Genomic DNA, 24635 nt, shown 5'->3' on the forward strand with positions numbered 1-24635 from the left:
TGCAGATCGCTCGAGAAGGTCAGCACGATGAAAGGACGGCCTGTGACCCAGACCCCCGAGGATCTGCGCTACACCGAAGAGCACGAATGGGTGCGGCGGATCGGCCCGACCCGGGTTCGGGTGGGCATCACCGACTACGCCCAGTCTCAACTCGGTGACGTTGTGTTCGTGCAGTTGCCGGAGGTCGACAAAGATGTGGCGGCCGCGGAAAGCATCGCCGAGGTGGAGTCGACCAAGAGCGTGTCCGATATCTACGCTCCGCTGGCCGCGAAAGTTGTTGCGGTGAACGATGTTCTGGACTCGGAGCCGGAAACACTGAACACCGATCCCTATGGCGACGGGTGGATCTTCGAGCTCGAATTGAGCGACGAGGCCGGCGTGGATGCCGCGCTCGGTGAACTACTGGATGCCGCAGGTTATCAAGGAGTTATCGGGGGCTGATTCAGCCTTCCCAGTTCTACCTGCACGGGTACGCCCTGGCAGGGTACGGTCAATGCCAATAGATGTGCCGGCGCTTGGCAGCCGGTGTTCTAGCGCCAGGATCCCCAGGTCGTGGCGGTGAAGGCAGCACCTGCTTGCATGGATAATCAGGTTCGAGGAGGAGAGAAACGGTGAGCGAGAACAAAGACCCGGGTTACGGGGAGACCGCGGCCGAGACGACGTCGGTCTTCCGCGCGGATTTCCTGAACGAGGTCGACGCGTCGCGCTCCGCTGAGGCGACCGGCGAACAGCCGGTCCAAGGGGTCGAGGGTCTGCCGGTTGGTGCTGCCCTCTTGGTCGTGAAGCGAGGCCCGAATGCGGGCTCGCGGTTCCTGCTCGATCAGCCGACCACGTCGGCGGGCCGCCATCCCGACAGTGACATCTTTCTCGATGACGTCACCGTCAGCCGTCGGCATGCCGAATTCCGGCAGGACGACGATTCCTTCCAGGTGGTCGATGTGGGCAGCCTCAACGGCACCTACGTCAACCGGGAGCCGGTGGACTCCTCGGAGTTGCAGAACGGTGACGAGGTTCAGATCGGCAAGTTCCGCCTCGTCTTCCTCACTGGGCCCCGGGTCCAGCAGAGCGATTCGTCGGCGGGTGCGGGCAGTCTGTGACATCAGCGGCACGGATTTCGCGTGTCGGCAGTGTTGACAGGGAAGAACGCTGTGTCATGAAAGGCTCGGTGCTATGACGGGCGCGGCGCAGTGGGCTCGCGGAGGCATGTCGATCGGCTCCGTGCTGGACCTGCTGCGACCGGACTTTCCGGATATCACCATCTCGAAGATCCGTTTCCTCGAGGCCGAGGGGCTGATCCGACCCGAGCGCACACCGTCGGGTTATCGCAGGTTCTCGATCGCGGACTGCGAACGGCTCAGATTTGTGCTGACCGCACAACGCGATCAGTACCTGCCCTTGAAGGTGATCAAGGAGCAGCTCGAAGCGATCGACAGCGGTGCGGCGACGCTCGGTGTGCGGGAAGCCCGCGCCCGGGCGCACTCCGGCCGCAACGGTGCGCCGGAGTCGGGGCACGCCATGCCCGACTCCGAGCCCACCGCGGCGCACCATGGCGCGCGCACTGCGGCGCCGCGCAAACTCGGCGTCGTGCCCGGTGAAATCTCGCCCGATGAGCTGCGATTCGATCACGAAATCCGGCTCACCCGGGCGGATCTGCTTGCCAAGGCCGAGATCGATGAGAAATTCCTCGCCGATCTGATCCGAGCGAATCTGATCATCCCCGGCGCCGCCGGTTTCTTCGACGAGGATGCGGTGACGCTGGCCAAAACCGCCAAGGCGATGGCCGAATTCGGCCTGGAGGCACGACATTTGCGCGCCTTCAAGCTGGCCGCGGACCGGGAGGCCGCGCTGGTCGCGCAGATCGCGGCACCGATCGCCAAGAGTCGCGATGCCGGTGCGCGCGCACGCGCGGAGGAGATGGTGCGGGAGTTGGCGGCATTGTCGCTGACATTGCATACCTGCCTGGTGAAAGCGTCGGTGCGGTCCTCGCTCGGCGGCTGAGTTCGGCGGGTGCGTTCTGAGTTCGCTTTGCGTTCCAGACGGACAACACGCCGATTTCGGCTGTGCACAGGGAATGCTGCACGCCTCGAGGTTCGCTTAGACTCGTGGTACGGCGAGCTCTGCAGCGGTCATGCCGGGCGGCCGGCGAGTCATTGGGAGGCAGTGCGATGAGTGAGATGCGCGTAATCGGCATTCGTGTCGAGCAGCCACAGAACCAGCCCGTGCTGTTGCTCCGCGAGGTGTCCGGAGACAGGTATCTGCCGATCTGGATCGGGCAGGCCGAGGCGACCGCGATCGTGCTCGAACAAGAGGGGGTGACCCCGATCCGTCCGCTGACTCACGATCTGATCAAGATCTTGATCGCCGACCTCGGGCACACCCTCAAGGAAGTGCGGATCGTGGATCTGCAGGAGGGCACCTTCTACGCGGATCTGGTCTTCGAGAACGATCTGCGGATCTCGGCGCGGCCGTCGGATTCGATCGCGATCGCCTTGCGGGTGGGTTGCCCCATCTATGCCGAGGAGCCGGTGCTCGAGGAGGCGGGGCTGGTCATGCCGGACGAGCGCGAGGACGAGGTGGAGAAGTTCAAGGAGTTCCTCGAGTCGGTCTCGCCGGACGATTTCAAGGCCACCGATAGCTGAGATGACCTGGCGGACTGGCATTGTCGGTTCGGCGTGCCCATATTTATGCTGGCCCTAAAGTAGAGGTCGAGACTCTTGCCGCGCGTCGCGTTTGGTCGGATGATGCCGCTCCCGGGACAATCAGGGGGAGTAATCTCGATAGTTGGGCCACGTCCGTTATGGCCGGTCGTTGGTCATGACGGAGCCGGGTCATCGATGAGGCAAGGCGTCGGCGAAGCAAGGGAGTGGTCAGTGGCAGAGCAATCGCAGGATGTGGTACAGCCAGGCCTGTTCCCGGATGATTCGGTGCCCGACGATCTGGTCGGCTACCGCGTACCCAGCGCATGCCAGGTGGCCGGGATCACGTATCGGCAGCTCGACTATTGGGCGCGGACCGGACTGGTCGTGCCCTCCATCCGAGGTGCGGCGGGCTCGGGCAGCCAACGGTTGTATTCGTTCAAGGACATTCTGGTCCTGAAAATCGTGAAGCGGCTATTGGACGCGGGCATCTCGCTGCAGAACATCCGCATCGCGGTCGATCATCTGCGCAGCCGGGGCGTGCAGGATCTGGCTGGTATCACGCTGTTCTCCGACGGCACCTCGGTGTATGAATGCACCTCGCCCGAGGAGGTAGTCGATTTACTGCAGGGTGGGCAGGGCGTCTTCGGAATCGCGGTCAGCGGCGCCATGCGGGAACTGACCGGAGCCATCGCCAACTTCCCGGCCGAGCGGGCGGTGAGCGGCAGTGCGAGCGAACGCCCGGAGGACGAACTGTCCTTCCGTCGTAAGGCTCGGATGAACCGGAAGACCGGCTAGGGATCGTGTCGAGTGCCCGTCGCTGCTGCGGCGGGCATTTCTTATATGCACCGGAGTGATGAGCGCTACACGCCCATCCGCGGTCCGGTGGCGTCATTTATTGCGCGCGCGGCCTAAACTAGCCATGCGTCGCCGCCGTGCGGGAGAGTTCCGGACTTCACAAGAGTCCGGGCGCCGAAGGAGCAGCACCTCCCCGTCAATCTCTCAGGCAAAAGGACCGTACGGGCTTCGACGTCTCTGGAAAGTGGTGTTTGGCGCACAACGCGGCGATCGCCCGCCCATGGGGAAAGGGGTCCTGCGCCCTGTCCGTTCGAGACAGGGCGGCGCGGCGTCCGAATCTCTCAGGCTCCACGACAGAGGGGGAGGGCTGGTACCTGTCGACCATTGTTGGTCGACCCCGCCCGACCTTGGAGCCGCCGTGACTCGATCATTCGCCGACCGCCACATCGGACCCGACCGGGACGAACTCGCCCGGATTCTGGACGTCGTCGGCGTCGGCTCGCTGGACGAGCTCGCCGCCGCGGCGCTGCCCGCGAGCATTCTGGACGGCACCGGCCTCGAGGTGCTGCCGCCAGCGGCCACCGAGCACGAGGTGCTCGCCGAACTCGCCGAACTCGCGCACTCCAATACCGTCGCCGCCTCGATGATCGGGCTCGGCTACTACGACACGCTGACTCCACCGGTGCTGGTGCGCAGCCTGCTGGAGAATCCGGCCTGGTACACCGCCTACACGCCGTATCAGCCGGAGATCAGCCAGGGGCGGCTCGAGGCGCTGCTCAATTTCCAGACCATGGTGTCGGATCTGACCGGGATGGAGGTGGCCAATGCGTCCATGCTGGATGAGGCCACCGCCGCCGCCGAGGCGATGACGCTGCTGCGCCGCGCGGGCAAATCCAAGTCCGCACGTCTGCTCATCGATGACGATCTGTTCCCGCAGACCAGGACCGTGCTGTCCACCCGGGCCGAGCCGCTGGGCATCGAGATCGTCTCGACGGATCTGTCCGGTGGCGAGTTGCCCGAGGGCGAGTTCTTCGGCGTGCTGGTCCAGGTTCCGGGTGCGTCAGGGCGGATTGTGGACTGGCGGCCGGTGATCGAGGCGGCGCACGAGCGTGGTGCATTGGTGGCGGTCGGTGCGGATCTGCTTGCGCTGACATTGATTACGCCGCCGGGGGAACAGGGTGCGGACGTATGTTTCGGCACCACACAGCGTTTCGGGGTGCCGATGGGCTTCGGCGGTCCGCATGCCGGATATCTGTCGGTGCACACCAAGCATGCGCGGCAGCTGCCCGGCCGGTTGGTCGGCGTCTCCGTGGACGCGGATGGCAACAAGGCATACCGGCTTGCGCTGCAGACCCGTGAGCAGCACATTCGCCGGGAGAAGGCGACCTCCAATATCTGTACCGCGCAGGTGCTGCTGGCCATTCTGGCCGCGATGTACGCGAGCTACCACGGTGCCGACGGACTGCGGGCGATTGCCCGCCGCGTTCATGCGCGTGCGGCCGCCATCGCGGCGGGGCTCGATGGTGTCGTGGTGCACGAGAACTTCTTCGACACCCTGCTGGTGCGCGTGCCCGGCGGCGCGGAATCCGTTGTCGCGAAGGCGAAGTCGCGCGGGATCAACCTGCGGCTGGTGGATGCCGATCACGTCGGCATCGCGTGTGACGAGGCCACTACCGAGGCGCATGTCACCGCGGTGCTCGAATCGTTCAGCACCGGCCTGCCATCGGGCGTCGGCGATCCGGGCGGTGCGCCGAGCGTGACCGGCGGTTCGATCGAGACCCGCACCTCCGAATTCCTCACCCATCCGGCCTTCACCTGCTATCACACCGAAACCGCGATGCTGCGCTATCTGCGCAGGCTTTCCGATAAGGACATCGCGTTGGACCGCAGCATGATTCCGCTCGGCTCCTGCACCATGAAGCTCAATGCGACCGCCGAGATGGAGGCCATCACCTGGCCCGGTTTCGCGCGAGTCCATCCGTACGCGCCGGTCGAGGATGCGCCCGGCCTGCTGCGGGTGATCACCGATCTGGAGGGCTGGCTCTTGGCCATCACCGGGTACGACCAGGTGAGCCTGCAGCCGAATGCGGGCAGTCAGGGCGAGTACGCCGGGTTGCTGGCCATTCGGCGCTATCACCTGGATCGTGGTGATACCCACCGGGATACGTGCCTGATTCCGTCCAGTGCGCACGGCACCAATGCGGCCTCGGCCACCATGGTGGGGCTGCGCGTCGAGGTCGTGAAGTGCCGGGAGAACGGCGATGTGGACCTCGACGATCTGCGCGCCAAGATCGCCGACCACGCCGACCGGCTGGCCTGCATCATGATCACCTACCCGTCCACGCACGGCGTGTACGAGCACGAGGTCGCCGAGTTGTGTGCGCTGGTGCACGATGCGGGTGGTCAGGTGTACGTCGACGGTGCGAATCTGAATGCCCTGGTGGGCCTTGCCCGTCCGGGCCGGTTCGGTGGCGATGTCAGCCACCTGAACCTGCACAAGACCTTCTGCATTCCGCACGGTGGTGGTGGTCCGGGCGTCGGCCCGGTAGCGGTGCGCTCGCATCTGGCGCCGTATCTGCCCGGTGACCCGCTCGAGCCGGGTTCGCACGCGGTGTCGGCGGCCAAGTACGGTTCGGCGTCGATTCTGCCGATCACCTGGGCTTATATCCGGATGATGGGTGCGGACGGCCTGCGTAAGGCCACGTTGACCGCGATCGCGTCAGCCAACTACATCGCGCGCCGGTTGAACGAGCACTTCCCGGTGCTGTACACCGGCGAGAACTCGATGGTGGCGCACGAGTGCATTCTGGATCTGCGCGAGATCACCAAGCGGACCGGCGTGACCGTCGACGATGTGGCAAAGCGGTTGGCGGACTACGGATTCCACGCGCCGACCATGAGCTTCCCGGTGGCGGGCACATTGATGGTGGAGCCCACCGAGAGCGAAAACCTCGCCGAGTTGGACGAATTCATCCTCGCGATGACAGCGATCCGGGGCGAGATCGATCAGGTCGCCGCGGGTGTGTGGCCGGTCGAGGACAATCCGCTGCGCGGCGCACCACATACCGCGGCCTGTCTGGTCGGGGAATGGGACCACCCGTACAGCCGGGAGGTCGCGGTGTACCCGCAGGGTCTGGATCCGGCGCGGGCCAAGGTGTGGCCCGCGGTGCGGCGCATCGACGGCGCCTACGGTGACCGCAACCTCGTCTGCTCCTGCCCGCCGCTGGACGCGTACTGACGGCCACCGATCCGCACCTCGACCCCGTTGCAGGTGCGGCTCGGTAGCCATCTGTCGAGCCCAGAGGGCGGCGGGTCACGCGGGGTCCGGCGCGGCCTCGGGTTCGAGTTCCGGTATCTCGCTGAGGGCTTCGATTCCCAGTTCCGACCGCGTCGCGTCGACGGCGGCGCGTTCGTCTTGGACGGTGTTGGCAATTGCCTTGTGCCACAATGCGCGGATCGCGTTGACGTCGTCCATGGTTGCTTCGTGGTCGAGTTCGACCTTGAGGCGTTGCACGGTGATGCTCTGCGCTGCGGTGAGGGTGCGGAGGAGATCCTCGCAGCGCTGCGGGATCTTAGGGTTCGCAAGGACGCGCAGGCGGGTGATGTAGCCATTGCATGCGGAGATGCTCTGCTGTACTTCCTTGCCGAAACTGTCCACTTCCTCGACGGATTCGGCCTTCCAATCGAGGGTGTCCCACAGGGTTTGGCGGACGTCGGCGGCGGCGAGCAGTACCGATGAGATCGCGGTCAGAATCGAGTCGCGTCGCCATTTGTCCTGTTCGCGGCGTTCTGCGGCGGTGTTGGCGTTGTCGATATTGCGCTGCGCGGCGGCGTGGGTTGTCTCGATATTGGCCTGTGCGGCATCAAGTGTGGTCCGGTTGCGCTCGTCGGCCGCGGTGATCGCGTCGCGGTTCGTCCGGTTGTTGATCAGGACGCCGATGAGCGCCGCGGCGGCGACGATGAGCGAGCTGAGAAGCGGAAGCCAGGAAGTCACCGGGTCATCATTGCATTGCGGGCTGCTCCACTGTGTCCCGATCGGCCGTCAGAACGCGCCGGCCCGTGCCGCGGCTGGTGCGGCACCGGCCGCATGGAGGTGTCTTGTGTGGTCAGCGGTTCGTGAGTGACGAACAAGCGGTAGCAGATCGGCGCCACGGCGAGGAGATTGCCGCAGGCGATGATTCACGGCGTCGTCAACGCGTGCATAACCGCGGTCCCGAAGCTGACGTTATCCGAGGTCGACAGTCGCGTGTACGTGCCCCCGGTCCGCTGAGCGGCGGTTTGGAGGGTCTCCGTGCTATTGCCCCCGATAACGATCACATCGATGCGAACCGGATGGGCCGGATCGGCGGCCGGGGTCAGCTCGGTGAGCAGTTTGGCTCCGGTAGTGGTTGAGTCGTCATCCGGGCCGTCGGTGATGAGCAGAACCGAATTGGTGAGCCCCGGAGTGTATCCGCGAACAGCCGACTTGTAGGCGGCGATGAGTGACGGATAAGCCTGGTCGGTACGGGATTCGGTGGGCTTCACCGCCTCCAGCGCCGTATCCAAGGCGGTGCGCTGCTGATTGTTCAGTGGCGCGGTGGGCGTTTGGATCTTGTACGGCGTTGTCCCGTCGAGGTTCTTCCCGAACGTCCAGACGCCGAGTCCGAAGTCCGGTGGCATCACATTCATCGTGGAGCGTAGCGCGCCGAGTGCATTCGAGAGCCGGGTGACGGATCCGTCGCTGTTGCCCATCGAGGACGAGACGTCGAGCAGCACCGTAGCTTGCACGCCGAGAACAGGGTTGGCGAGTGTGGCACGCACCTTGTCCAGTGCGGTCCGCGGCGCGGCGGGTGCGGCGACGGCCGGTGCCGCGGCGAATCCGGCGGCGGTGAAGGCCGAGGACTGTTGGGGTGCGCGCAAGTAGTCGGCGAACAGTGATGCGATCAGATTCTGGGTCTTGTCCACCCATGCCCCGGACATCAGCGCGGCGGGATGATCGGCAACCGGTGCGGTCCCCATTGGCCGAAATTCCGATGTACTACCAACAGCTTTTAGTTGCTGCTCGGTAGCCGTTACTGCGTGAATGGGCGAATTCGTTCCACCGATCGCGGCCAATGCGGCCGTGGTGTCCGCCGCCTGCGGCGCATTCGCGGCGAGCCCGGAGATCGCCGCGACAACCTGACCGGACTGTGCGACTTGATCGGTAAGCGGATCGGTTCCCGAAACCGCGGAGCCGACCGCTGCTGCCGCCGCCAAGGTCGAGTCCCCGGCGGGCAGCGCCATCCGCAGCCCACCCCACCCGAACAATCCGAGCTCGTCCAGCGAACCCTGTTGCAGCCGTGGCAAATCCGCCCAGGTGATCTTGGCCTGCTCGAGCGCACCGCGCAGATCCTCGGGAACGGCGACCACGATCGGACTCATCGCAACCGGCGCGGGTGTGCCCTCGATCAGCCCGGGCACCCGCATGGATTCGATGGACCGCATCGAATCGGCGATCCACAGCCCCGGCTGCGGACCGAGCGCACCGTTCCACGGCGTGCCCGCGGTGAACCCGGCGACGATCGCCGCCGACGGCTGGGCCGTCACCACCACTTTCGCGCAATGATCGCGCACCTTCGGATTGGTCGCGTTGTAGCGCTCCGCTGCGGCCCGCACTGGATCGGCGATATCCGGATCGACCGTAACGAACAGCGTCGACGGTCCCTCCTTACATTCCGCCGCGGCCGACTTGTCCTGGTTCGCGGCGCGATCACTGAGTTGAAAAAACGCGAAGACCGCCGCGACTAGCAGCAAAACGGCAACCACTGCGATAACCGGACCTTTGCTGACGCCCCGGGACCTGGTTCCGCTGCGATGTGTGCCCACGATCCTCAGTGTATGTTCACGCAGGATTTGCCGTGCCGGTGTGTCCGGTGCGGCGCACCGGCACGGCGTGGCGCGAACGTCCGACTAGAGTCGGATCATCCGTCCGCGGTCGAACTCGTGTCCGCCCCAAACTCCGGACTGTCCAGTCCGCGCGGCGAATTCGCCGCAGGCGTCTCGAATCGGGCAGCCCGCGCAGACCGCGCGCGCGTACTCGAAATCCTGCGACGGGTACGGGAACCACGCCTCGTGATTCGGATCACCGCGGCAGGCCGCCCGATGCCACTCTCGGGAATCCGAGAGCGGGAGCAGGGCGGTCAGATCGACAAGCGCGCTGGTCTCCAATTCGACGGTCATTTCGATCCTTCTCCTTTCTCTCGGCTCAGGTGGCGGCCAGTTGCTTCCAGATCCGCTGTTGCCGTTTGGCCAGGTGGTCGGGCGCCTTCGGCTGCCACAGCAACCGCATGCCCGCTTCCTCCGGCGTCCGGTCGGCCTTGCTCGAGTTGCACCGGGCGCATGCGGCGATGAGGTTGTCCCAAGTGTTGGGACCACCTCTGCTGCGGGGTCGAATGTGGTCGACGGTGCGCGCCAAGGACGCGCAGTATCCGCACCGGTGGTGGTCTCGGCGCAGCACCCCGGCCAGCGTCGCGCGACTGCCGTCGTGTACTCGCGTCACATGGTCGAGGTATACGTATCGCAGCAGCCGGATCGTCTCCGGCAGCGCGAGCTCGAGATGCTTGGAGCGGATCGGGAGGTGCGGCTCGCGATCGGCGATCGACTCCGCGGCGCCGCCCATGAGCAGCACCACGGCCCGGTCGGCGCTGATCTCGGTGAGCGCCTCGTAGCTGGCATTCAATACCAGTACCCGGGTGTGTATCCAGTTGTCGACAGTAGACACCACCGGATCGGTGGCACGGTGGAACGTCATGGGAGTCACCATGTTTCGAGAGAGCGAGCGGATTCGGAAGGCGAGGGTCGGTCAGTTACCGGCCGGGAGGCGGCGCAGTTCCTGCTCGACGCGCGCGTCATACCGACGCAAGCTCGATACGACAATGGTCACGGCCGCCGCCTCCTTCCTCATGCTCGTGAGCACCCGCGGAATCGGGTGATCATCATCGAAATCCATGGTGGCACGGCGCGCCCACCGCTGGCGAAGGGTTTTTCAGGCCAGGCCGATCAGCCACTGCCGCAGCCACGCGGTGGCGGTGGCGCCGTTGGAATCCACGACGTAGGTCGGATAGTTCTGGTGTACGAACGAGTTGTAGAATCGCTCGAATTCCCGCTTGCGCTCGTTCATTTCCGGATCGGCGAGCTGGTTCTGGATGAGCGGGGACACCCCCGTCGCCATCAGGTCGTTGAAGATGGCGAACGCCTCCTGCTGATAGCGCCACAGCTGAGCCGGGTCGGGATCGGAGGCCTGGGCCAGGAAGCCGGCGACGCGAGTCGCGAAGTCGGTGGGCGGTGCGGCGCAGTAGAGGTCGCCGACAGCGCAGATGGTCCGGGTCTTCTGGGTGAGGAAGCCGAAGCCGCCGATGCGCGGGCCGCCCGCACCGGCGCCGTCGACCGGCGGGCCGATGAGTGCGTCGGTCGGGGAGCGGCGCGGATCCGAGATGAGCCCGACCGCGGCGATGCGTTCGGGCCGAATGGGACTCAGTCCGGTGCCGATTTCGGCGGCGAGATCGCCTGCCGCATCCGCACCCTGGCTGTAGCCGATCAGCGCGATCTTGGTCTCGGCGCACTGCTGGGCCATTGCCGTGACCAGGCCGCGGCCATTATCGATGGCCTGCCGCTTGGACCGGCCGTAAACATCGGTCTCCCAGGGGAAAGCAGTCGCCGCGTAGGTCACGTAGTCGGTCCTGGTATTTCGCGGCAGGTTATCGGTGACGCTGGCGAGCATGCCCTCGCCGGGATTGGCATCGGAGGTCTCCCACGTGCCGGGTACCGCCACGACATACAGGTCGGGGCAGCCATCGGGCGCTGCCGTCGCCGCGCCGGCACCGCCGACGGCGCCGGCCGCACCTACCATGACGGTTCCCGCCACGGCACCGATCATCTTGCGCATAAACATGGTCCACACCTCGGTTTTGCTAGGTCCGAAGCGGCCGGGGGCCGTACGCGACTGCCTGCCGCCGCGTCGGAGACAACCGTACGGTCTGACCAGGGGTTGATGCGGGAACAACCCGTGACAAACGCCGAACATTTTTAACACAACGCGTAATGCCGGCGATTCGCCCGGCGCGGCGGGATGAAGGAGTCGCGGGCGAGGGGGTGCGCGACTCCTTCATCGTGTCCGAGGGGCAGTCACCGCCTCGTCCACGGTTGTGGTGGTTATCAGGACACCGATGACTCACTCCCGTGCATCATCGTGTGCCCATCTATTGAACCCCGATCGGCAGGCGTGCGTCCCGGTTTCGAGCATATGTCGTTCGAGAAGGTCGGGTCAGCCGATGGGCGTGTGGCCCAACAGAACTCGGCCGGTGAACCGGGTCTGCTTGGCCCGCGGCAGCGGGTGGAACAGGCAGCCGTGGATGTCGCGGTACCACATCTCCAGCTCGCAGCCGCGCGAAAAGCCCACGCCGCCAACGGTTTCGATGGCCAGCCGGACGGTATCGACGAGCGCGTCGGCGGCCACGGTCTTGCGGCTGAGCGTGCGCGCACCATAGCCGTCGGTGTTGTCGAAATGCAGATTGTCCGAATCGGTGAACATGGCGGCGATCAGATCCGCGGCGGTGGTGTAGGCGTTCATCATTTCGCCCGCGAGCTGGAAGGTATGTGGTTCGCCGCGGTCGGCGACGAGTGCGGCGGTCAATTCGACCGCGGCATCAGCGATGCCGAGATAGGCCGCCATGACCAGCGGCATGGCCGCACCGATCACCACATTCAGCACCGGGGGCCACACGTCGGCGGGGCGGGTCAGCGAGATCGCGGCATCGGGAACGAAGACATCCTCGAAGACCACCGTATGGGAGCCGCTGGCGCGCAAACCGATAGTGTCCCAGGTCTTTTCGATGCGAGCACCGGGGGCGTCCAACGGCACCGCGAAGTGCAGCACCTGGGGTCCCTCCGGCGCATCGCCGCGGCGAATGCTGGTCACCACCACATCGCCGACCTCACAGCCGCTGGCGGGCGCTTTGCGCGCGCTCACCCGGAAGCCGCCGTCGACGCGCTCGGCCCGGCCGTTGGATTCGACCCAGTCCGAAGCGCCGGTGCTGACCAGGATCGCGCCCGCCGCCACCTTGGCGAATACCGCCGAGGCGTCTATGCCGTGGTTGTGCCGCCAGACCTGCGCGGCCACCAGATGGGTGTGCATGGCGAACGCGACCGCGGTGGACGGATCGTGGCGGCCGAGTTCGCGCAGGATCTCGCCCATCTCGCGGTGCGACACACCGCCGCCGCCGAACTCGGTCGGTACGAGTGCTGCGGACAGTCCTGTGGCCCGCAGCAGGTCGAAGGCGGCGACGGAGATGTCGCCGGTACGGTCGCGGGCGGCCACATCGGCGCGCAGGGTTTCCCCTACCTGGCGTGCCAGGGCGATCCAGTCGGTGGTGGTGATGTCATGGGCGATAGTCGTCATGTTTCGAAGTTAGGAACGGCCGCGATAACCGAATAGTCCAGAAAGTGGACTTCCACGGTCCAGAAAATGGACCCCGGCTCGCGAGGTGACAATGACCAGCACGACCTCGAGCTATGGCCAATATTGTCCGATCTCCCGTGCGCTCGATGTGCTCGGCGAGCGCTGGTCGCTGCTGATCCTGCGAGATCTGCTCATCGGCACAACTCGCTTCAACGATCTGGCGCGCGGTCTGCCAGGGCTTTCGCGCAGCCTGCTCGCCAAGCGGCTGCGCCAGTTCGAGCGGGCCGGATTGATCGACAAGGTGGGCAGCGAATATCTGCTCACCGCCGCCGGTCGGGAATTGGAGCCGATCCTGTTCGGACTCGGCGAATGGGGTGCACGCTGGACCTTCGGCGAACCGCAGCCCGAGGAACTGGATGCCGGGCTGCTGGTGTGGTGGATGCACTCCCGGCTGGATACATCCACGTTTCCCGGTAAGCGTCACGTGTTGTGCGTGCGGTTCACCGACGACTTCCGGCGCTATTGGATTGTCGTCGAATCGGGTGTGCCTTCGGTCTGTGATGCCGATCCCGGCTATCCGGTCGACGTCACCATCAGCTCCGATGTCGAATCGCTGTACCAGGTTTGGCTGGGACGCATTCCGCTCTCGCACGCAATGCGAGCCGGCCGAGTGGAATTCACCGGGCCGACCGCACTCACTCGGCGGATGCCGACGGTACTGCAGCTGAGTCCTGTTGCGGGGTATGCGGATCCGGTCGTACGCACTTCGTGATCACTACGCAGTTGTCTCTCGGGCGTAGATGTAGTAGCGGTAGACGCCGTCCCCGGGATCGGCGCTCAGCGGCCACTCGCCGTCGGCGATGAACCATGCCCATTCGAGAGCGAGGCCCGCGTCGCGTTCGGCGATCGACTTGGCCCGGCCCAACGAGCCGTCGGTGCCGAGGGCCCGGTCGTCGGTACCGCAGAACTCGCAGCTGTGCACCCGTCGCACCTCGTATGCGATCACTCGGTTACCTCCGGCATCCAGGTTGGACTCGCCTGTTCGGGTGTGCATCCGATAACGCTCGACGGGTGCGGCCGATAAACAGATCAACAGGCTCGTCCGCTCGGGGGACCGCGTGTCGAACGGGGAGTTCCGGAAGTGGCGTCCGCAACGAATCGGTGGGGGCACCAGTTCGAATCGAATACGCAAGGGATGTGTTCCGATGTCGATATCGACGGTGAAATATCTGGTGCCGCTGGGCTGCTGCGCGGTTCTCGCGTTGGCTGGTTGCTCGGGCGGTGATCATGGCCACGGTACGGCCGCAGGTACGAGCGCAGTGCCGACCAGCGTCGGTAGCCGCGTGCCGGAGCCGAGCGCGGTAGCCACCGACCAACCGACCAGGGCGAACGGCGAACCGGCGTCGCCGCCGATACCGGCATGCGTCGGCAGCCAGCTCATCGTCGGCGTGGAACCGATGTCGCCCGGCGCGGGCCACCGCGGTGCGCGCGTGCATTTCTCGGTCGTGGGTGCCAGCGGTGCGTGCACGCTGACCGGATACCCGGGCGTGGATACCGGCCCAGGTGGGCCGCTCCTGCATGCCGAGCGCACCTTGCGCGGCTATCTGGGCGGTCTCCCCGCCGATATCGATACGCCACCGACCGTCGTCCTGGACCACGACCACAATGCCGAGGCAGTGGTCGAGGGCGGCGCGGTCGATGCGGAAGGCAACCAGTGCCCGACGTACACGAAACTTTTGGTCACCGCCCCGAACACCACTGACACGCACGCGGTCAGCACCACCATCGACACCTGCACGCTGAGCGTTCACCCGGTGACCACCAAATAGCGATTTCAGAGGTTGCCGACAATGTGTTCCAAGCGGCGGGCCACCAGTTCTCGGGCCTGTTCGCGCAGGGCGGGACGGTAGCCGCTCGGGTACACCGGGTCGCCCGGGGTGTAGTCCTTCAAGACTTCCTTGGCGAGGGTGATCTTGTGGACCTCGGTGGGGCCGTCGGCGATCGCCATGACCTCGGCGTAATTCATCATGTCGACGAACGGGAGGTCCTGGCTGACGCCGATCGCGCCGTGCAGATGCAGTGCGCGCTGGGCGATATCGTGCATCACCTTCGGCATCGCCACCTTGATGGCGGCAATGTCCTTGCGGACCTTCAGATAGTCCTGTTCTTTATCGATCCGCCAGGCGGTGCGCAGGACGAGCAGGCGGAACTGCTCCATCTCGATCCAGCTGTCGGCGATGCGCTCCTGGGTCATCTGCAAACCCGCGAGGGCCCCTTTGCGCATCGGCCGGGAGACCGCGCGTTCGGCCATCATGTCGAAGGCCTTGCGCACCAACGCGACTGTGCGCATCGCGTGGTGCACCCGACCGCCGCCGAGGCGGGTCTGCGCGACGATGAAGCCCATACCCTCCTGGCCGAGCAAGTGGTCGGCGGGCACCCGGACATCGGTGAAGCGCAGATGTCCCTCGTGCTCGCTGAAACCGTGCACGTGGAAGTTCTTGACGATCTCCAGGCCAGGGGTGTCGGCGGGCACGATGAACATCGACATGCCCTGGTACGGGCTGACATCCGGATTCGTGACCACCATGACGATATGGAAGCTGGCGAACTGCGCGTTCGAGTTGAACCACTTCTCGCCGTTGATCACCCAGGAGTCGCCGTCGCGCACGGCGCGGGTCTTGAACAGCGTCGGATCCGATCCGCCGGTCGGTTCGGTCATGACATAGCAGGAACCGATCTCACCGGCCAGCAGCGGCTCCAGGTACCTGGCCTTCTGTTCCTCGGTGCCGTAGTGCGCGAGGATTTCCGCGTTACCGGAATCCGGTGCCTGGCAACCGAATACCGACGGCGCCCACACCGAAGTACCGAGCACCTCGTTGAGCAGGCCGAGCTGGAGCTGCCCGTAGCCGGGGCCGCCCAGTTCCGGTCCGAGATGGCAGGCCCACAGTCCCTGTTCCTTCACCTTCTCCTTCAGCGGCCGCATCAGCGCCATCGCCTCGGTATTGGTGCGGTCATAGGGATTCGGGTAGAGCAGATCGAGCGGCTCCACCTCGGTGCGGACGAACTCCGCCGCCCAGTCCAACTTCTGCTGGTATTCCGGGTCGGTTTCGAAATCCCAAGCCATGGTCAGCCTTTCGTGTCGGTGATGCCATCGAGAATGGTGGACGCCACAATGTCGGCGATTTCGTCGGGGGAGCGCCCGCCGTGCGGGTGGTACCAGAAGGTCACCATGTTCAGCATGCCGAGCACGCTGTTGGTGACCACATGGTCGTCGGTACGCAGCAGACCCGCCGCATGCCCCGCGTCGATGACGCGCTGCCAGCAGGCCTGTATTTCGTCACGCATTTCCTGTAGTTCTTCGCCACGCCCACCGGTCAGTGCGGTGACGTCGCGCAATTGGATGGCGACCTCGCGGTGGTGCTCGATGATCAGCCCGATGTGGCTGTGGATCAGCTTTTGCAACTTGACGATCGGGTCATCGATGCCGCGGGAGATCCGCTGGGCATCGGTGAGCATGAGCTGGATGTAATCGCGCAGGATCTGCCAGAGCAGCTCCTCCTTGGAACCGATGTGGTAATACAGCGCACCCCGCTGCACTCCGGCCCGATCGCCGATTTCCGCGACGCCGGTACCGTGGAAACCCTGCTCCGCGAACAGTTCCACCGCGGCCGCCACGATGCGCGTCCTGGTCGCCTCGGCCGTGGTCTCCGCGGCCGGTGGACGACCGCGACGACGAGGCGAGGCCAACTCGGGCCCACCCGTCACCCGGCCACCACCCCGCACGGAATCGCCGCGCGATGCCGCGGTCATCGGCGTGGATCCAGGACGACTTCGGAAACCCCATCGGCACGGTCGGCGAACATGCGGCAGGCGTTCGCGCTGTCCGACATCGGGAATCGGTGTGTGGCAACGACTTCGGGCCGGATTCGACCGGCCGCGGCGAAGGCCGGCACCGTCTTTCGGCCGAGCCCACGGCTACCGCCCGTGACCAGGGCGACCTTATCCGCTAACGACTGTCCTGGCATTGCGCTCCATTGCTCCGGCCGCCAGTAATGTTCCAGTCAGTACATTAATTCCGCCGGACGATACAATCAAGGCCCCGACACACCGTCACATCACTACCGATGGGTAACATTGGTTGCGATTTTTCCCACCCGGCTTTCTCAAAAGTGAGGCAGTAGATGACAGAGCGGATTCAGGTCGGCGGGCTCCAGGTGGCCAGCGTTCTCCACGAGTTCATCGAGAACGAGGCGCTCCCCGGAACCGGCGTAGATTCCGCCGCGTTCTGGGTCGGAGCCGAGCAGGTCATCAACGACCTCGCTCCGCGCAACCGCGCCCTGCTGGCCGAACGCGACGAGATCCAGGGCAAGCTCGATGCCTGGCACGCCGAGCACCCCGGCGCGAACTACGACAAGGCCGCCTACCAGAGCTTCCTCGGCGATATCGGCTACCTGCGCGCGGAACCGGCCGACTTCGAGATCGCCACCCAGAATGTGGACGACGAGATCGCCACCACCGCGGGCCCGCAGCTGGTGGTGCCGGTGATGAACGCCCGCTTCGCGATCAATGCCGCGAACGCGCGCTGGGGTTCGCTCTACGACGCCCTTTACGGCACCGACGCCATCTCCGAGGCCGACGGCGGCGAGAAGGGCACCGGCTACAACCCGGTCCGCGGCAGCCGCGTGATCGAGTTCGCGCGCAAGTTCCTCGATACCGCCGCCCCGCTTGCCAACGGCTCGCACCGGTCCTCGACGCACTACGCGATCGATGGCGGGCAGCTGGCGGTGACGCTGAGCAACGACGAGGTCACCACGCTGGGCGCCGATGGCGCGGAACTGGTCGGCTATCTGGGCGATCCGGCCTCACCGACTTCGATCCTGTTGAAGCACAACGGTTTGCATATCGACATCCAGATCGATCCGGCCTCGCCGATCGGCAAGACCGATCCGGCGGGCGTCAAGGACGTGGTGCTGGAGTCCGCGGTCACCACGATCATGGACTTCGAGGATTCGGTCGCCGCGGTGGACGCCGAGGACAAGGTGCTCTGCTACCACAACTGGCTCGGCCTGATGAAGGGCGAGCTGGCGGAAAAGGTGACCAAGGGCGACAAGACCTTCACCCGCACCATGAACCCGGATCGCGTCTACACCGCGCTCGGCGGCGGCGAGCTGGTGCTGCACGGGCGGTCGCTGCTGTTCGTGCGCAACGTCGGCCACCTGATGACCTCCGACGCGATCATCGACGCCGCGGGCAATGAGGTGCCCGAGGGCATCATGGACGGTCTGATCACCTCGCTGGTCGCCAAGCACAGCCTGCTCGGCGAGACGAAGTTGAAGAACAGCCGCACCGGTTCGGTCTACATCGTGAAGCCGAAGATGCACGGCCCGGACGAGGTCGCCTTCACCAACGAGCTTTTCGGCCGGATCGAGGACGTCCTCGGCCTGACCCGCAACACCCTCAAGGTCGGCATCATGGACGAAGAGCGCCGCACCACGGTCAACCTGAAGGCCTGTATCCAGGCCGCCGCGGACCGCGTGGTGTTCATCAACACCGGCTTCCTGGACCGCACCGGCGACGAGATCCACACCTCCATGGAGGCCGGGCCGATGGTCCGCAAGGCCGAGATGAAGACCCAGCAGTGGATCCTGTCCTACGAGGACTGGAACGTCGATACCGGTCTGGCCGCCGGCTTGCCCGGTAAGGCGCAGATCGGTAAGGGCATGTGGGCCATGCCCGATCTGATGCACGACATGCTCGAGCAGAAGATCGGACACCCGCGTGCGGGCGCCAACACCGCCTGGGTGCCGTCGCCGACCGCGGCCACGCTGCATGCCACGCACTACCACCAGGTCGACGTGTTCGAGCGGCAGCAGGAGATCGCCGCAGGTGGCCGTCGCGCCACCGTCGATCAGATCCTGGAGATCCCGCTCGCGGGCGATCCGAACTGGACCGATGAGGAGAAGCGTCAGGAGTTGGACAACAACTCCCAGAGCATCCTCGGCTATGTGGTGCGCTGGATCGACCAGGGTGTCGGCTGCTCCAAGGTGCCCGATATCCGGGATATCGGTCTCATGGAAGACCGTGCGACCCTGCGCATTTCGAGCCAGCTGATGGCGAACTGGCTGCGTCACGGTGTGGTCACCGCCGATGAGGTGGTGGCCAGCCTGGAGCGGATGGCGCCGGTGGTGGACAAGCAGAATGCGGGCGATCCGAACTACCGGCCGATGGCGGCGGACTTCGCGGGCAGCATCGCATTCCAGGCCGCGAAGGAGTTGGTGCTGGAGGGCACCAAGCAGCCGAATGGCTACACCGAGCCGATCCTGCACCGACGTCGTCGTGAGGCCAAGGCGCTGGCTTGCGTCTGAGGCGTTCCATAACGATCCGTTACCCTGGGCGCTGCACGAGACAGTCGGATGTGAGGAAGTTTTATGGGAAGCGTTGTCCTTGATGTATTCGCCCTGGTTGTGAATCGCGCGGCGATGTTCTGGAACTGGCTGGCCACCGGTTCGGCCGGTTTCCCGCCGCTGTAATAGCCGAGCTGAACGTCTGGTACGACGACCCCCGGTCCCGGCCCCTCGATGGGATGCCGAGGCCGGGGGTTTCCTTTGCCCGGTGCGATATCTCCACAGACGGTGAGCCGATTCCCTTCGGAGACAGGGCGGATCGACGTATCTTCTTTGGCATGAGCACCGGCCGCCTCCGACCGATACCGTTGTGGTTCGAGCTCTGGATGGGCGCCATCACCACTGTGATCGCGCTGCTCTGTGCCGCGCTGTGTTGGGAATTGGCTGCTCAGGGCAGTTTTCCGGCCAAAGTGCTGCTGTGGGTGGGACTTTCGGTGGTCGGGCTGGTCGCGATCGTCTTCGCCATCCTGGGCTTGATCCGCTATCACGCTGTCTTCGTAAGCCTTACCGCACCGCTACTGATCGCCGCCCTCGCCGCCCTCGTATGGTACGAAGTCCCCGAAACTGCGGGTTGGCGCCTGTCCCGCCCCATCCTCGAAGATCAGGCCACCGCCTGCGCCAATCCGGGCCATCGCACCCGCCTGGGTGTCTACACCGTCACCTACATCACCCGTCGCGACGGCGCGTGTCTGTTCTACGTCAGCGGCGGAGCCACCAATTCCGAAGGCTTCGCCTACTTCCCGGACAGCGCCCCGAGCATCGGACCCGCCGGGCCGGGCGGTATCGGCTACGAACCCTTCCACGACCGCTGGTACCGCTTTGTCGAGAACACATGACCGGATCGGCCGAGGCCGTCACCGCTCCACGGCTCAATGCCCGATACCGATCAGCGTCCGGATGATCATGAAGATGGCGGCCACACCGAAACAGGCCAGTCCGACCACCCATACTGTGAACATCTGCCGCATCGGTATCAGCTTGTCCAGCCAGCTGACGTCAAGGCCGACGTTCCGGTGTTGCGTCTCGAAGACAGGACCGTGTGAACCCCAGGTGCCCGCGCCGATCTCTTGGTCTTCGAACCGCTCCAGCCACAGCGCGTCCTTGCGTTCGGCAAGGCGATGGCTCGCCATGAGCATGATCGAAATGAACGACACGATCAGCGCGAGTAGCGACGAGGCTATGCGCGCGATGGAATCGTTGTCGGCACCCATCGAGATACTGAACAGGAATGCCTGGGCAGTCAGACTGAGGGCGGGAACCTGCCAGAGTAGGTTCTCGTATTGCAGGCGTCGGTCCGCCACGGTCCGGTAGACCGCATCCAGATCGGCCGAACGGCGGGGCGCTGCCTCGTCCACAAGGGGTACTGTCGCACAGTCGCGCAGACTTGGTGGGTGTTTGTCACGTTCGAGTTGCGGTGCGAACGAGGATGAGGATGCTGACCAGGAGCACCCACCCTGGGAAAGCCAGCGTCATCCATCTGCTCGTTTCACTGGCCACCAGGAGTGCCAGGGCCGCCAGATAGCTGACACCGGCGAGCCAGCGCGGCATCAGCCCGGTCTTCAGCCAAATCGTCGCGAGCGAGATCATGAACACGGCCGCCATCCGCAGTGCGTAGGTCTGGCATGCCGAAACCACGATCATCTTGCCGAAGTCGACCACTGCGGCGCGGGCGGCCGGGTCGGTGACGTCGGTGTTGCTGGACACCAGACCGGCCGCGACGGCGGTGCCGACGAACATCATCGCCAGGAACAGCAGCCCGCTACCGAGGAATACCGATAGGAAGAACCGGTCTTCGTAGCGCCCGAATCCGTCACGGACGACGCCGATGAACCACAGGAAGCTGATTCCGGCGAACGGCATGAGCACCGTCGCCGTTCTGATCGCGTTCTGCCGACTGGTCAGCCAACGAGTCGAGCCTTCGATGCCGTCGGGCATGTCGATACGGATCAAGATCAGCGTTATTCCGAACAACACCGCGAAGACCACTCCGGCCAGTGCGGCCGCTCGCGGTGTCGACAACCGATGCGGGGTCGGCTCGGTGTGTTGCGGCGATGTCGACATGCCGTCATCCTGTCAAATCCGAGCGCCGGTGGCTGTATTTCCGGCACACGTCCGGTCTGCTCGTTGTGCTCCTGGCACACAATTCAACGCACCGACGTCGTCGATCGAATTCCGTCCTGGTTGCCGGTGCTGTGTGGGTTTCGGCGAGATCGGCCGAGGCATAGCATATTGAAAGTCCAGCTTACTGCGGTGCGGAAGGCGGGTGAAGATATGACTACAACCGAGCCCGACTGGAGTAGACCGGCGGCGACGGCCATTCCGGCGGAGGGCTATTTCGAGTTGGAGCGGGGCAGGTACGGCCCGATCTATCCCCGGACACCGGCCTGCTACGGGTTCTCGATCATCGCCAAGGTGAAGCCGGGTCGTGAGGAGGCTATTCGCGCATACGGCAAGCAGATCCAGGATGCGATAGCAGCTGGTCCGGATGTGCTGGCGCCGCTGCGGCTGCACTATCTGCGGTGGCTGTTGTTCGACGTCGGATCGGGACTGCATTTCCAATATCAGGGCATTTTCGACACCGATTTCGACAAATACACCGAGGACGCCGTGGCCCTGTTCTCGCAGACCGGTATCACCACGGTTTTCACCAATCTCGAGGGATTTCCGGAGGATTGGAAGGAAAATCCGGAGGCGTTCGTGAAATTTGTTCGCGAACACCAGTTTCCGAGCTTCCTCGAATACGGCGAGTACCCGTACGTCACCGCCGACGAGATCAAAAAGGCGCTGCGGCTGAAAGCAGCGTTCTCCGACATGCTCGACCAGATGCAGTAACCCCCTGGGCCATGCTCGAACTCGACGATATTCAGCACATCCTGCTGACCCGGACCCCGGCGGTGACCGGCCGCTACGAGTTCCTGTCCTTCGATGATCCCGTCGGGGCTCAGGCTTGGTTGACTCCGCTGGTGGACCGCGTGCAATCGGCGGCGGACGTGCGCGCGACTATGGACAGTTCCGACCGCTGGATCACGCTGGCCTTCACCTGGCGCGGGCTGCGGGCGCTCGGCGTGCCGGAAGAAACGCTCGCCACCTTCCCGGACGAGTTCCGCGAAGGCATGGCCGCCCGCGCTGACATCCTGGGTGACACGGGCGCTTGTTGTCCCGACAACTGGGTGGGTGGGCTGGCCGGTGACGACCTGCACGCCATCGCGATCCTGTTCGCCCGCACCGATGCCGAGCATCAGCGCTGCACCACCGAACACCACAAACTGATCGCCCGCTGCTCCGGTGTGCGCGTGTTGTCGTTCCTGGATCTGAACGCGACGCCGCCCTTCGACTACGCCCACGATCATTTCGGGTTCCGAGATCGGTTGTCCCAGCCGGTGATCGACGGGTCCGGCGAAGCGCCGACGCCAGGTTCGGGGGCACCGCTGCAACCCGGTGAATTCATCCTGGGCTACCCCGACGAGGACGGACCGGCGCGAGCGCTGCCGCATCCGGAGGTGTTGTTCCGCAACGGAAGCTATATGGCCTACCGGCGGCTGCAAGAACATGTCGGCGCGTTTCGGAACTATCTGCGCGAGAACTCGGACACCCCGGACGGGCAGGAGTTGCTCGCCGCGAAGCTCATGGGGCGCTGGCGCAGCGGCGCACCGCTGGTGCTGGCACCGGACCGGGACGATCCGGCGCTGGGCGCGGATCCCATGCGCAACAACGACTTCAACTACAGGGAAATGGATCCGCACGGCTATGCGGTACCACTCGGCGCGCACGCGCGGCGTCTGAATCCCCGTGATACCGCGGCGAACATGAACCGCCGCAGAATGATTCGCCGTGGCGCCACCTACGGGCCCGCGCTACCCGAGGATGCTCCCGACGACGGAGTGGACCGCGGGATCGCCGCGTTCATCATCTGCGCCAGCCTGGTTCGCCAGTTCGAGTTCGCCCAGAACGTCTGGATCAACGACAAGACATTTCACGAACTCGGCAACGAACACGACCCCATCTGCGGCACCCAGGACGGCACCCTCGACTTCACGATCCCCAGGCGGCCCATCCGCAAGGTGCACAAGGGACTGCCGGCTTTCACCACGCTCAGAGGCGGCGCGTACTTCTTCCTCCCGAGCATCAGCGCTCTCCGATACCTGGCCACGCTCGACAGTCGAGAGGTGACACCATGAGCAGCACCGTCCCGCCGGCACGCACCTACAACCAGAACCACATTCCGCGCAACCACGACGGGCGACGGCGGATGAGCATCTACTGGACATGGAGCTATCCGTGGGAGGCCCAACGCGATCCCGCCGAGATGTACAACCGCTTCTCGACGATGACCGAGGTTCGCAACGTGCTGTGGCCGAGCTACGAGACTCCGGAATACGACGCCGCGCACTTCCTGCAGGGCATCGCAGGCACACTGGAGCTGTTCCATCGCTCGACGCTGGCGTTCCAGCAGTTGGCCGAAGAGGCCACCGGTCACCCTGTCGCAGTGTTCCAGCGCATCGACCAGGCCGGCTACACCTTGCCGATCGACGAGCGGATCCTGGCCGACACCGACACCCTGATGGTGTTCGGGCTCGATCACGTCCTTTCCGAGCAGCACGCCGCCTCACACGAGATCGATGCGATCCGCGACTGGCTGCAACGCGAGGGCACCTGCCTGCTGCTGGCGCCGCACCACGACGTCGGGTGCACCGACGACTACGCGCAGCGACAAATGGAATACGCACATCACGGCGACCCGCTGGTGCCGCGGCAGCAACGATTCGGCCAGTACACACGCTCGCTCATGCAGGCCCTCGATGTTCCGGTGCACAACAAATGGGGCCTGCGCCCCGCGGTCGTGGACGGCACCAATGAGATCGCGCCCTTGACCGGGTTCCGCGATCTGGACGTACCCCGGCTGCTGGACAATGTGACGACGTTCAACTTCCACCCTCATCTACCGCACTACGAGCTCACCGCGCCGGAATCCGACTCGCTTCGTGTCCTGGGCCGCCAGCGTGTCGACCCCCAACGACCCCATCCCTTCACCGCCGCAGGCAATACGGAATTCAATACGTTGATCTGGATGCCACCCGCCGACAGACGAGCCGGCGATATCGTGCTCATCGACTCCACCAACTTCACCACGCTGTTCGGCGGGACCGACAGCCTCCGCAACCTCTGGCACAACCTGGCCACCATGAAGTGACCCAGGGCTTGGGTTCGATCCAGTGGACTTCGGCTACGGCGCGGAGATCGCCGGAGGGCGTGGCGAGAGCGGACCAGACGACTTCCGGTGGGAGTCGGCCGGATTCGTCGGCAAGGCCGCGATCCGGAGTCCAGGCAGCGATAACGAGATCGTGATCCGGTGTGTCCCAGGTGAGTAGGCGCAGGCCGCGG

The 24635-nt window shown here is 65.0% G+C and carries 26 protein-coding genes and 1 riboswitch; of the genes, 14 read left to right on the forward strand and 12 right to left on the reverse strand.

Features of this window, described 5'->3' with window-relative positions; translation table 11 throughout:
* Positions 1-42 precede the first annotated feature (42 nt).
* The 6 genes from gcvH (at position 43) to gcvP (ending at position 6672) form a co-directional block, all read left to right on the forward strand.
* On the forward strand, positions 43-441 hold the full coding sequence (gene gcvH, locus ACQPXH_RS14105) for a glycine cleavage system protein GcvH (RefSeq protein WP_433603448.1): 399 nt from the start codon (positions 43-45) through the stop codon (positions 439-441).
* A gap of 170 nt (positions 442-611) precedes the next feature.
* On the forward strand, positions 612-1097 hold the full coding sequence (gene garA / locus ACQPXH_RS14110) for a glycogen accumulation regulator GarA (RefSeq protein ID WP_040689879.1): 486 nt from the start codon (positions 612-614) through the stop codon (positions 1095-1097).
* Positions 1098-1170: 73 nt separating this feature from the next.
* Complete coding sequence (gene ftsR, locus ACQPXH_RS14115; protein WP_433602794.1) at positions 1171-1998, forward strand: transcriptional regulator FtsR; 828 nt, start codon at positions 1171-1173, stop codon at positions 1996-1998.
* 167 nt (positions 1999-2165) lie between these two features.
* Positions 2166-2639 carry a bifunctional nuclease family protein gene (locus tag ACQPXH_RS14120; RefSeq protein ID WP_433602795.1) on the forward strand — a complete coding sequence of 158 codons (474 nt, stop codon included), beginning with the start codon at positions 2166-2168 and terminating at the stop codon, positions 2637-2639.
* Between the two features lie 195 nt (positions 2640-2834).
* On the forward strand, positions 2835-3434 hold the full coding sequence (locus ACQPXH_RS14125) for a MerR family transcriptional regulator (RefSeq protein ID WP_040689886.1): 600 nt from the start codon (positions 2835-2837) through the stop codon (positions 3432-3434).
* Positions 3435-3564: 130 nt separating this feature from the next.
* Positions 3565-3664: riboswitch (glycine riboswitch) on the forward strand.
* A gap of 188 nt (positions 3665-3852) precedes the next feature.
* Positions 3853-6672: an aminomethyl-transferring glycine dehydrogenase gene (gcvP, locus tag ACQPXH_RS14130; protein ID WP_433602796.1), complete on the forward strand. Its 2820-nt coding sequence runs from the start codon at positions 3853-3855 to the stop codon at positions 6670-6672.
* A gap of 75 nt (positions 6673-6747) precedes the next feature.
* Here the strand turns inward: gcvP and ACQPXH_RS14135 are convergent, their stop codons facing one another.
* The 7 genes from ACQPXH_RS14135 to ACQPXH_RS14165 form a co-directional block, all read right to left on the reverse strand.
* Positions 6748-7428: a hypothetical protein gene (locus ACQPXH_RS14135; protein WP_433602798.1), complete on the reverse strand. Its 681-nt coding sequence runs from the start codon at positions 7426-7428 to the stop codon at positions 6748-6750.
* A 185-nt stretch (positions 7429-7613) separates the two neighbouring features.
* Positions 7614-9218 carry a VWA domain-containing protein gene (locus tag ACQPXH_RS14140; RefSeq protein ID WP_433602799.1) on the reverse strand — a complete coding sequence of 535 codons (1605 nt, stop codon included), beginning with the start codon at positions 9216-9218 and terminating at the stop codon, positions 7614-7616.
* Positions 9219-9362: 144 nt separating this feature from the next.
* Positions 9363-9632 (reverse strand): WhiB family transcriptional regulator, encoded by a 270-nt coding sequence (locus tag ACQPXH_RS14145; protein ID WP_433602800.1) that lies wholly within the window; start codon positions 9630-9632, stop codon positions 9363-9365.
* 25 nt (positions 9633-9657) lie between these two features.
* Complete coding sequence (locus tag ACQPXH_RS14150; protein ID WP_433602801.1) at positions 9658-10203, reverse strand: HNH endonuclease; 546 nt, start codon at positions 10201-10203, stop codon at positions 9658-9660.
* A gap of 51 nt (positions 10204-10254) precedes the next feature.
* Positions 10255-10401, reverse strand: coding sequence for a hypothetical protein (locus tag ACQPXH_RS14155; protein ID WP_387292773.1), 147 nt, complete (start codon positions 10399-10401; stop codon positions 10255-10257).
* A 36-nt stretch (positions 10402-10437) separates the two neighbouring features.
* A complete protein-coding gene (locus ACQPXH_RS14160) occupies positions 10438-11337 on the reverse strand; it encodes a cutinase family protein (RefSeq protein ID WP_433603449.1) in 900 nt (299 codons plus the stop codon).
* Between the two features lie 378 nt (positions 11338-11715).
* Complete coding sequence (locus tag ACQPXH_RS14165; RefSeq protein ID WP_433602803.1) at positions 11716-12849, reverse strand: acyl-CoA dehydrogenase family protein; 1134 nt, start codon at positions 12847-12849, stop codon at positions 11716-11718.
* Positions 12850-12940: 91 nt separating this feature from the next.
* On the opposite strand from ACQPXH_RS14165, the gene ACQPXH_RS14170 reads away from it, so the two are divergent.
* Positions 12941-13621, forward strand: coding sequence for a winged helix-turn-helix transcriptional regulator (locus ACQPXH_RS14170; protein ID WP_433602804.1), 681 nt, complete (start codon positions 12941-12943; stop codon positions 13619-13621).
* Between the two features lie 3 nt (positions 13622-13624).
* Here ACQPXH_RS14170 and ACQPXH_RS14175 read toward each other — a convergent pair whose 3' ends face one another.
* Positions 13625-13903 carry a hypothetical protein gene (locus ACQPXH_RS14175; RefSeq protein WP_433602805.1) on the reverse strand — a complete coding sequence of 93 codons (279 nt, stop codon included), beginning with the start codon at positions 13901-13903 and terminating at the stop codon, positions 13625-13627.
* Positions 13904-14054: 151 nt separating this feature from the next.
* On the opposite strand from ACQPXH_RS14175, the gene ACQPXH_RS14180 reads away from it, so the two are divergent.
* Positions 14055-14678 (forward strand): DUF4232 domain-containing protein, encoded by a 624-nt coding sequence (locus ACQPXH_RS14180; RefSeq protein WP_433602807.1) that lies wholly within the window; start codon positions 14055-14057, stop codon positions 14676-14678.
* 5 nt (positions 14679-14683) lie between these two features.
* Here the strand turns inward: ACQPXH_RS14180 and ACQPXH_RS14185 are convergent, their stop codons facing one another.
* Both ACQPXH_RS14185 and ACQPXH_RS14190 read right to left on the reverse strand, forming a co-directional pair.
* Positions 14684-15973 carry an acyl-CoA dehydrogenase family protein gene (locus tag ACQPXH_RS14185; RefSeq protein ID WP_433602808.1) on the reverse strand — a complete coding sequence of 430 codons (1290 nt, stop codon included), beginning with the start codon at positions 15971-15973 and terminating at the stop codon, positions 14684-14686.
* A gap of 2 nt (positions 15974-15975) precedes the next feature.
* Positions 15976-16659 (reverse strand): TetR/AcrR family transcriptional regulator, encoded by a 684-nt coding sequence (locus tag ACQPXH_RS14190; protein WP_433602809.1) that lies wholly within the window; start codon positions 16657-16659, stop codon positions 15976-15978.
* A 371-nt stretch (positions 16660-17030) separates the two neighbouring features.
* Between ACQPXH_RS14190 and ACQPXH_RS14195 the strand changes: the two genes are divergently transcribed.
* Both ACQPXH_RS14195 and ACQPXH_RS14200 read left to right on the forward strand, forming a co-directional pair.
* On the forward strand, positions 17031-19214 hold the full coding sequence (locus ACQPXH_RS14195; RefSeq protein ID WP_433602810.1) for a malate synthase G: 2184 nt from the start codon (positions 17031-17033) through the stop codon (positions 19212-19214).
* Between the two features lie 317 nt (positions 19215-19531).
* Positions 19532-20089: a hypothetical protein gene (locus ACQPXH_RS14200; protein ID WP_433602811.1), complete on the forward strand. Its 558-nt coding sequence runs from the start codon at positions 19532-19534 to the stop codon at positions 20087-20089.
* Between the two features lie 33 nt (positions 20090-20122).
* On the opposite strand, the gene ACQPXH_RS14205 is transcribed toward ACQPXH_RS14200, so the two are convergent.
* Together ACQPXH_RS14205 and ACQPXH_RS14210 are read right to left on the reverse strand one after the other, a co-directional pair.
* A complete protein-coding gene (locus tag ACQPXH_RS14205; protein ID WP_433602812.1) occupies positions 20123-20608 on the reverse strand; it encodes a hypothetical protein in 486 nt (161 codons plus the stop codon).
* Positions 20609-20651: 43 nt separating this feature from the next.
* A complete protein-coding gene (locus ACQPXH_RS14210; protein ID WP_433602813.1) occupies positions 20652-21314 on the reverse strand; it encodes a hypothetical protein in 663 nt (220 codons plus the stop codon).
* 210 nt (positions 21315-21524) lie between these two features.
* On the opposite strand from ACQPXH_RS14210, the gene ACQPXH_RS14215 reads away from it, so the two are divergent.
* Genes ACQPXH_RS14215 through ACQPXH_RS14230 form a run of 4 tightly spaced genes read left to right on the forward strand, consistent with a single transcriptional unit; the run spans position 21525 to position 24622 of the window.
* On the forward strand, positions 21525-22085 hold the full coding sequence (locus ACQPXH_RS14215) for a hypothetical protein (RefSeq protein ID WP_433602814.1): 561 nt from the start codon (positions 21525-21527) through the stop codon (positions 22083-22085).
* A gap of 11 nt (positions 22086-22096) precedes the next feature.
* Positions 22097-23431: a Dyp-type peroxidase gene (locus ACQPXH_RS14220; RefSeq protein WP_433602815.1), complete on the forward strand. Its 1335-nt coding sequence runs from the start codon at positions 22097-22099 to the stop codon at positions 23429-23431.
* Positions 23428-24444, forward strand: a complete 1017-nt coding sequence (locus ACQPXH_RS14225) for a hypothetical protein (RefSeq protein WP_433602816.1) — start codon at positions 23428-23430, stop codon at positions 24442-24444. The genes ACQPXH_RS14220 and ACQPXH_RS14225 overlap by 4 nt, the downstream gene beginning before the upstream one ends.
* Before the next feature lie 22 nt (positions 24445-24466).
* Positions 24467-24622 carry a hypothetical protein gene (locus tag ACQPXH_RS14230; protein ID WP_433602817.1) on the forward strand — a complete coding sequence of 52 codons (156 nt, stop codon included), beginning with the start codon at positions 24467-24469 and terminating at the stop codon, positions 24620-24622.
* Positions 24623-24635: the final 13 nt, after the last annotated feature.

The sequence above is a fragment of the Nocardia sp. CA-135953 genome (assembly GCF_050955735.1).
Taxonomy (GTDB): domain Bacteria; phylum Actinomycetota; class Actinomycetes; order Mycobacteriales; family Mycobacteriaceae; genus Nocardia.

Bases quoted from the DNA above. Each gene is read 5' to 3' on its own strand.
- ftsR (WP_433602794.1), top strand. From the start codon at position 1,171: ATGACGGGCGCGGCGCAGTGGGCTCGCGGAGGCATGTCGATCGGCTCC.
- ACQPXH_RS14120 (WP_433602795.1), top strand. From the start codon at position 2,166: ATGAGTGAGATGCGCGTAATCGGCATTCGTGTCGAGCAGCCACAGAAC.
- ACQPXH_RS14125 (WP_040689886.1), top strand. From the start codon at position 2,835: ATGAGGCAAGGCGTCGGCGAAGCAAGGGAGTGGTCAGTGGCAGAGCAA.
- ACQPXH_RS14145 (WP_433602800.1), bottom strand. From the start codon at position 9,632: ATGACCGTCGAATTGGAGACCAGCGCGCTTGTCGATCTGACCGCCCTG.
- ACQPXH_RS14150 (WP_433602801.1), bottom strand. From the start codon at position 10,203: ATGACGTTCCACCGTGCCACCGATCCGGTGGTGTCTACTGTCGACAAC.
- ACQPXH_RS14155 (WP_387292773.1), bottom strand. From the start codon at position 10,401: ATGGATTTCGATGATGATCACCCGATTCCGCGGGTGCTCACGAGCATG.
- ACQPXH_RS14160 (WP_433603449.1), bottom strand. From the start codon at position 11,337: ATGCGCAAGATGATCGGTGCCGTGGCGGGAACCGTCATGGTAGGTGCG.
- ACQPXH_RS14165 (WP_433602803.1), bottom strand. From the start codon at position 12,849: ATGACGACTATCGCCCATGACATCACCACCACCGACTGGATCGCCCTG.
- ACQPXH_RS14170 (WP_433602804.1), top strand. From the start codon at position 12,941: ATGACCAGCACGACCTCGAGCTATGGCCAATATTGTCCGATCTCCCGT.
- ACQPXH_RS14175 (WP_433602805.1), bottom strand. From the start codon at position 13,903: ATGCACACCCGAACAGGCGAGTCCAACCTGGATGCCGGAGGTAACCGA.
- ACQPXH_RS14180 (WP_433602807.1), top strand. From the start codon at position 14,055: ATGTCGATATCGACGGTGAAATATCTGGTGCCGCTGGGCTGCTGCGCG.
- ACQPXH_RS14185 (WP_433602808.1), bottom strand. From the start codon at position 15,973: ATGGCTTGGGATTTCGAAACCGACCCGGAATACCAGCAGAAGTTGGAC.
- ACQPXH_RS14190 (WP_433602809.1), bottom strand. From the start codon at position 16,659: ATGACCGCGGCATCGCGCGGCGATTCCGTGCGGGGTGGTGGCCGGGTG.
- ACQPXH_RS14195 (WP_433602810.1), top strand. From the start codon at position 17,031: ATGACAGAGCGGATTCAGGTCGGCGGGCTCCAGGTGGCCAGCGTTCTC.
- ACQPXH_RS14200 (WP_433602811.1), top strand. From the start codon at position 19,532: ATGAGCACCGGCCGCCTCCGACCGATACCGTTGTGGTTCGAGCTCTGG.
- ACQPXH_RS14210 (WP_433602813.1), bottom strand. From the start codon at position 21,314: ATGTCGACATCGCCGCAACACACCGAGCCGACCCCGCATCGGTTGTCG.
- ACQPXH_RS14215 (WP_433602814.1), top strand. From the start codon at position 21,525: ATGACTACAACCGAGCCCGACTGGAGTAGACCGGCGGCGACGGCCATT.
- ACQPXH_RS14220 (WP_433602815.1), top strand. From the start codon at position 22,097: ATGCTCGAACTCGACGATATTCAGCACATCCTGCTGACCCGGACCCCG.
- ACQPXH_RS14225 (WP_433602816.1), top strand. From the start codon at position 23,428: ATGAGCAGCACCGTCCCGCCGGCACGCACCTACAACCAGAACCACATT.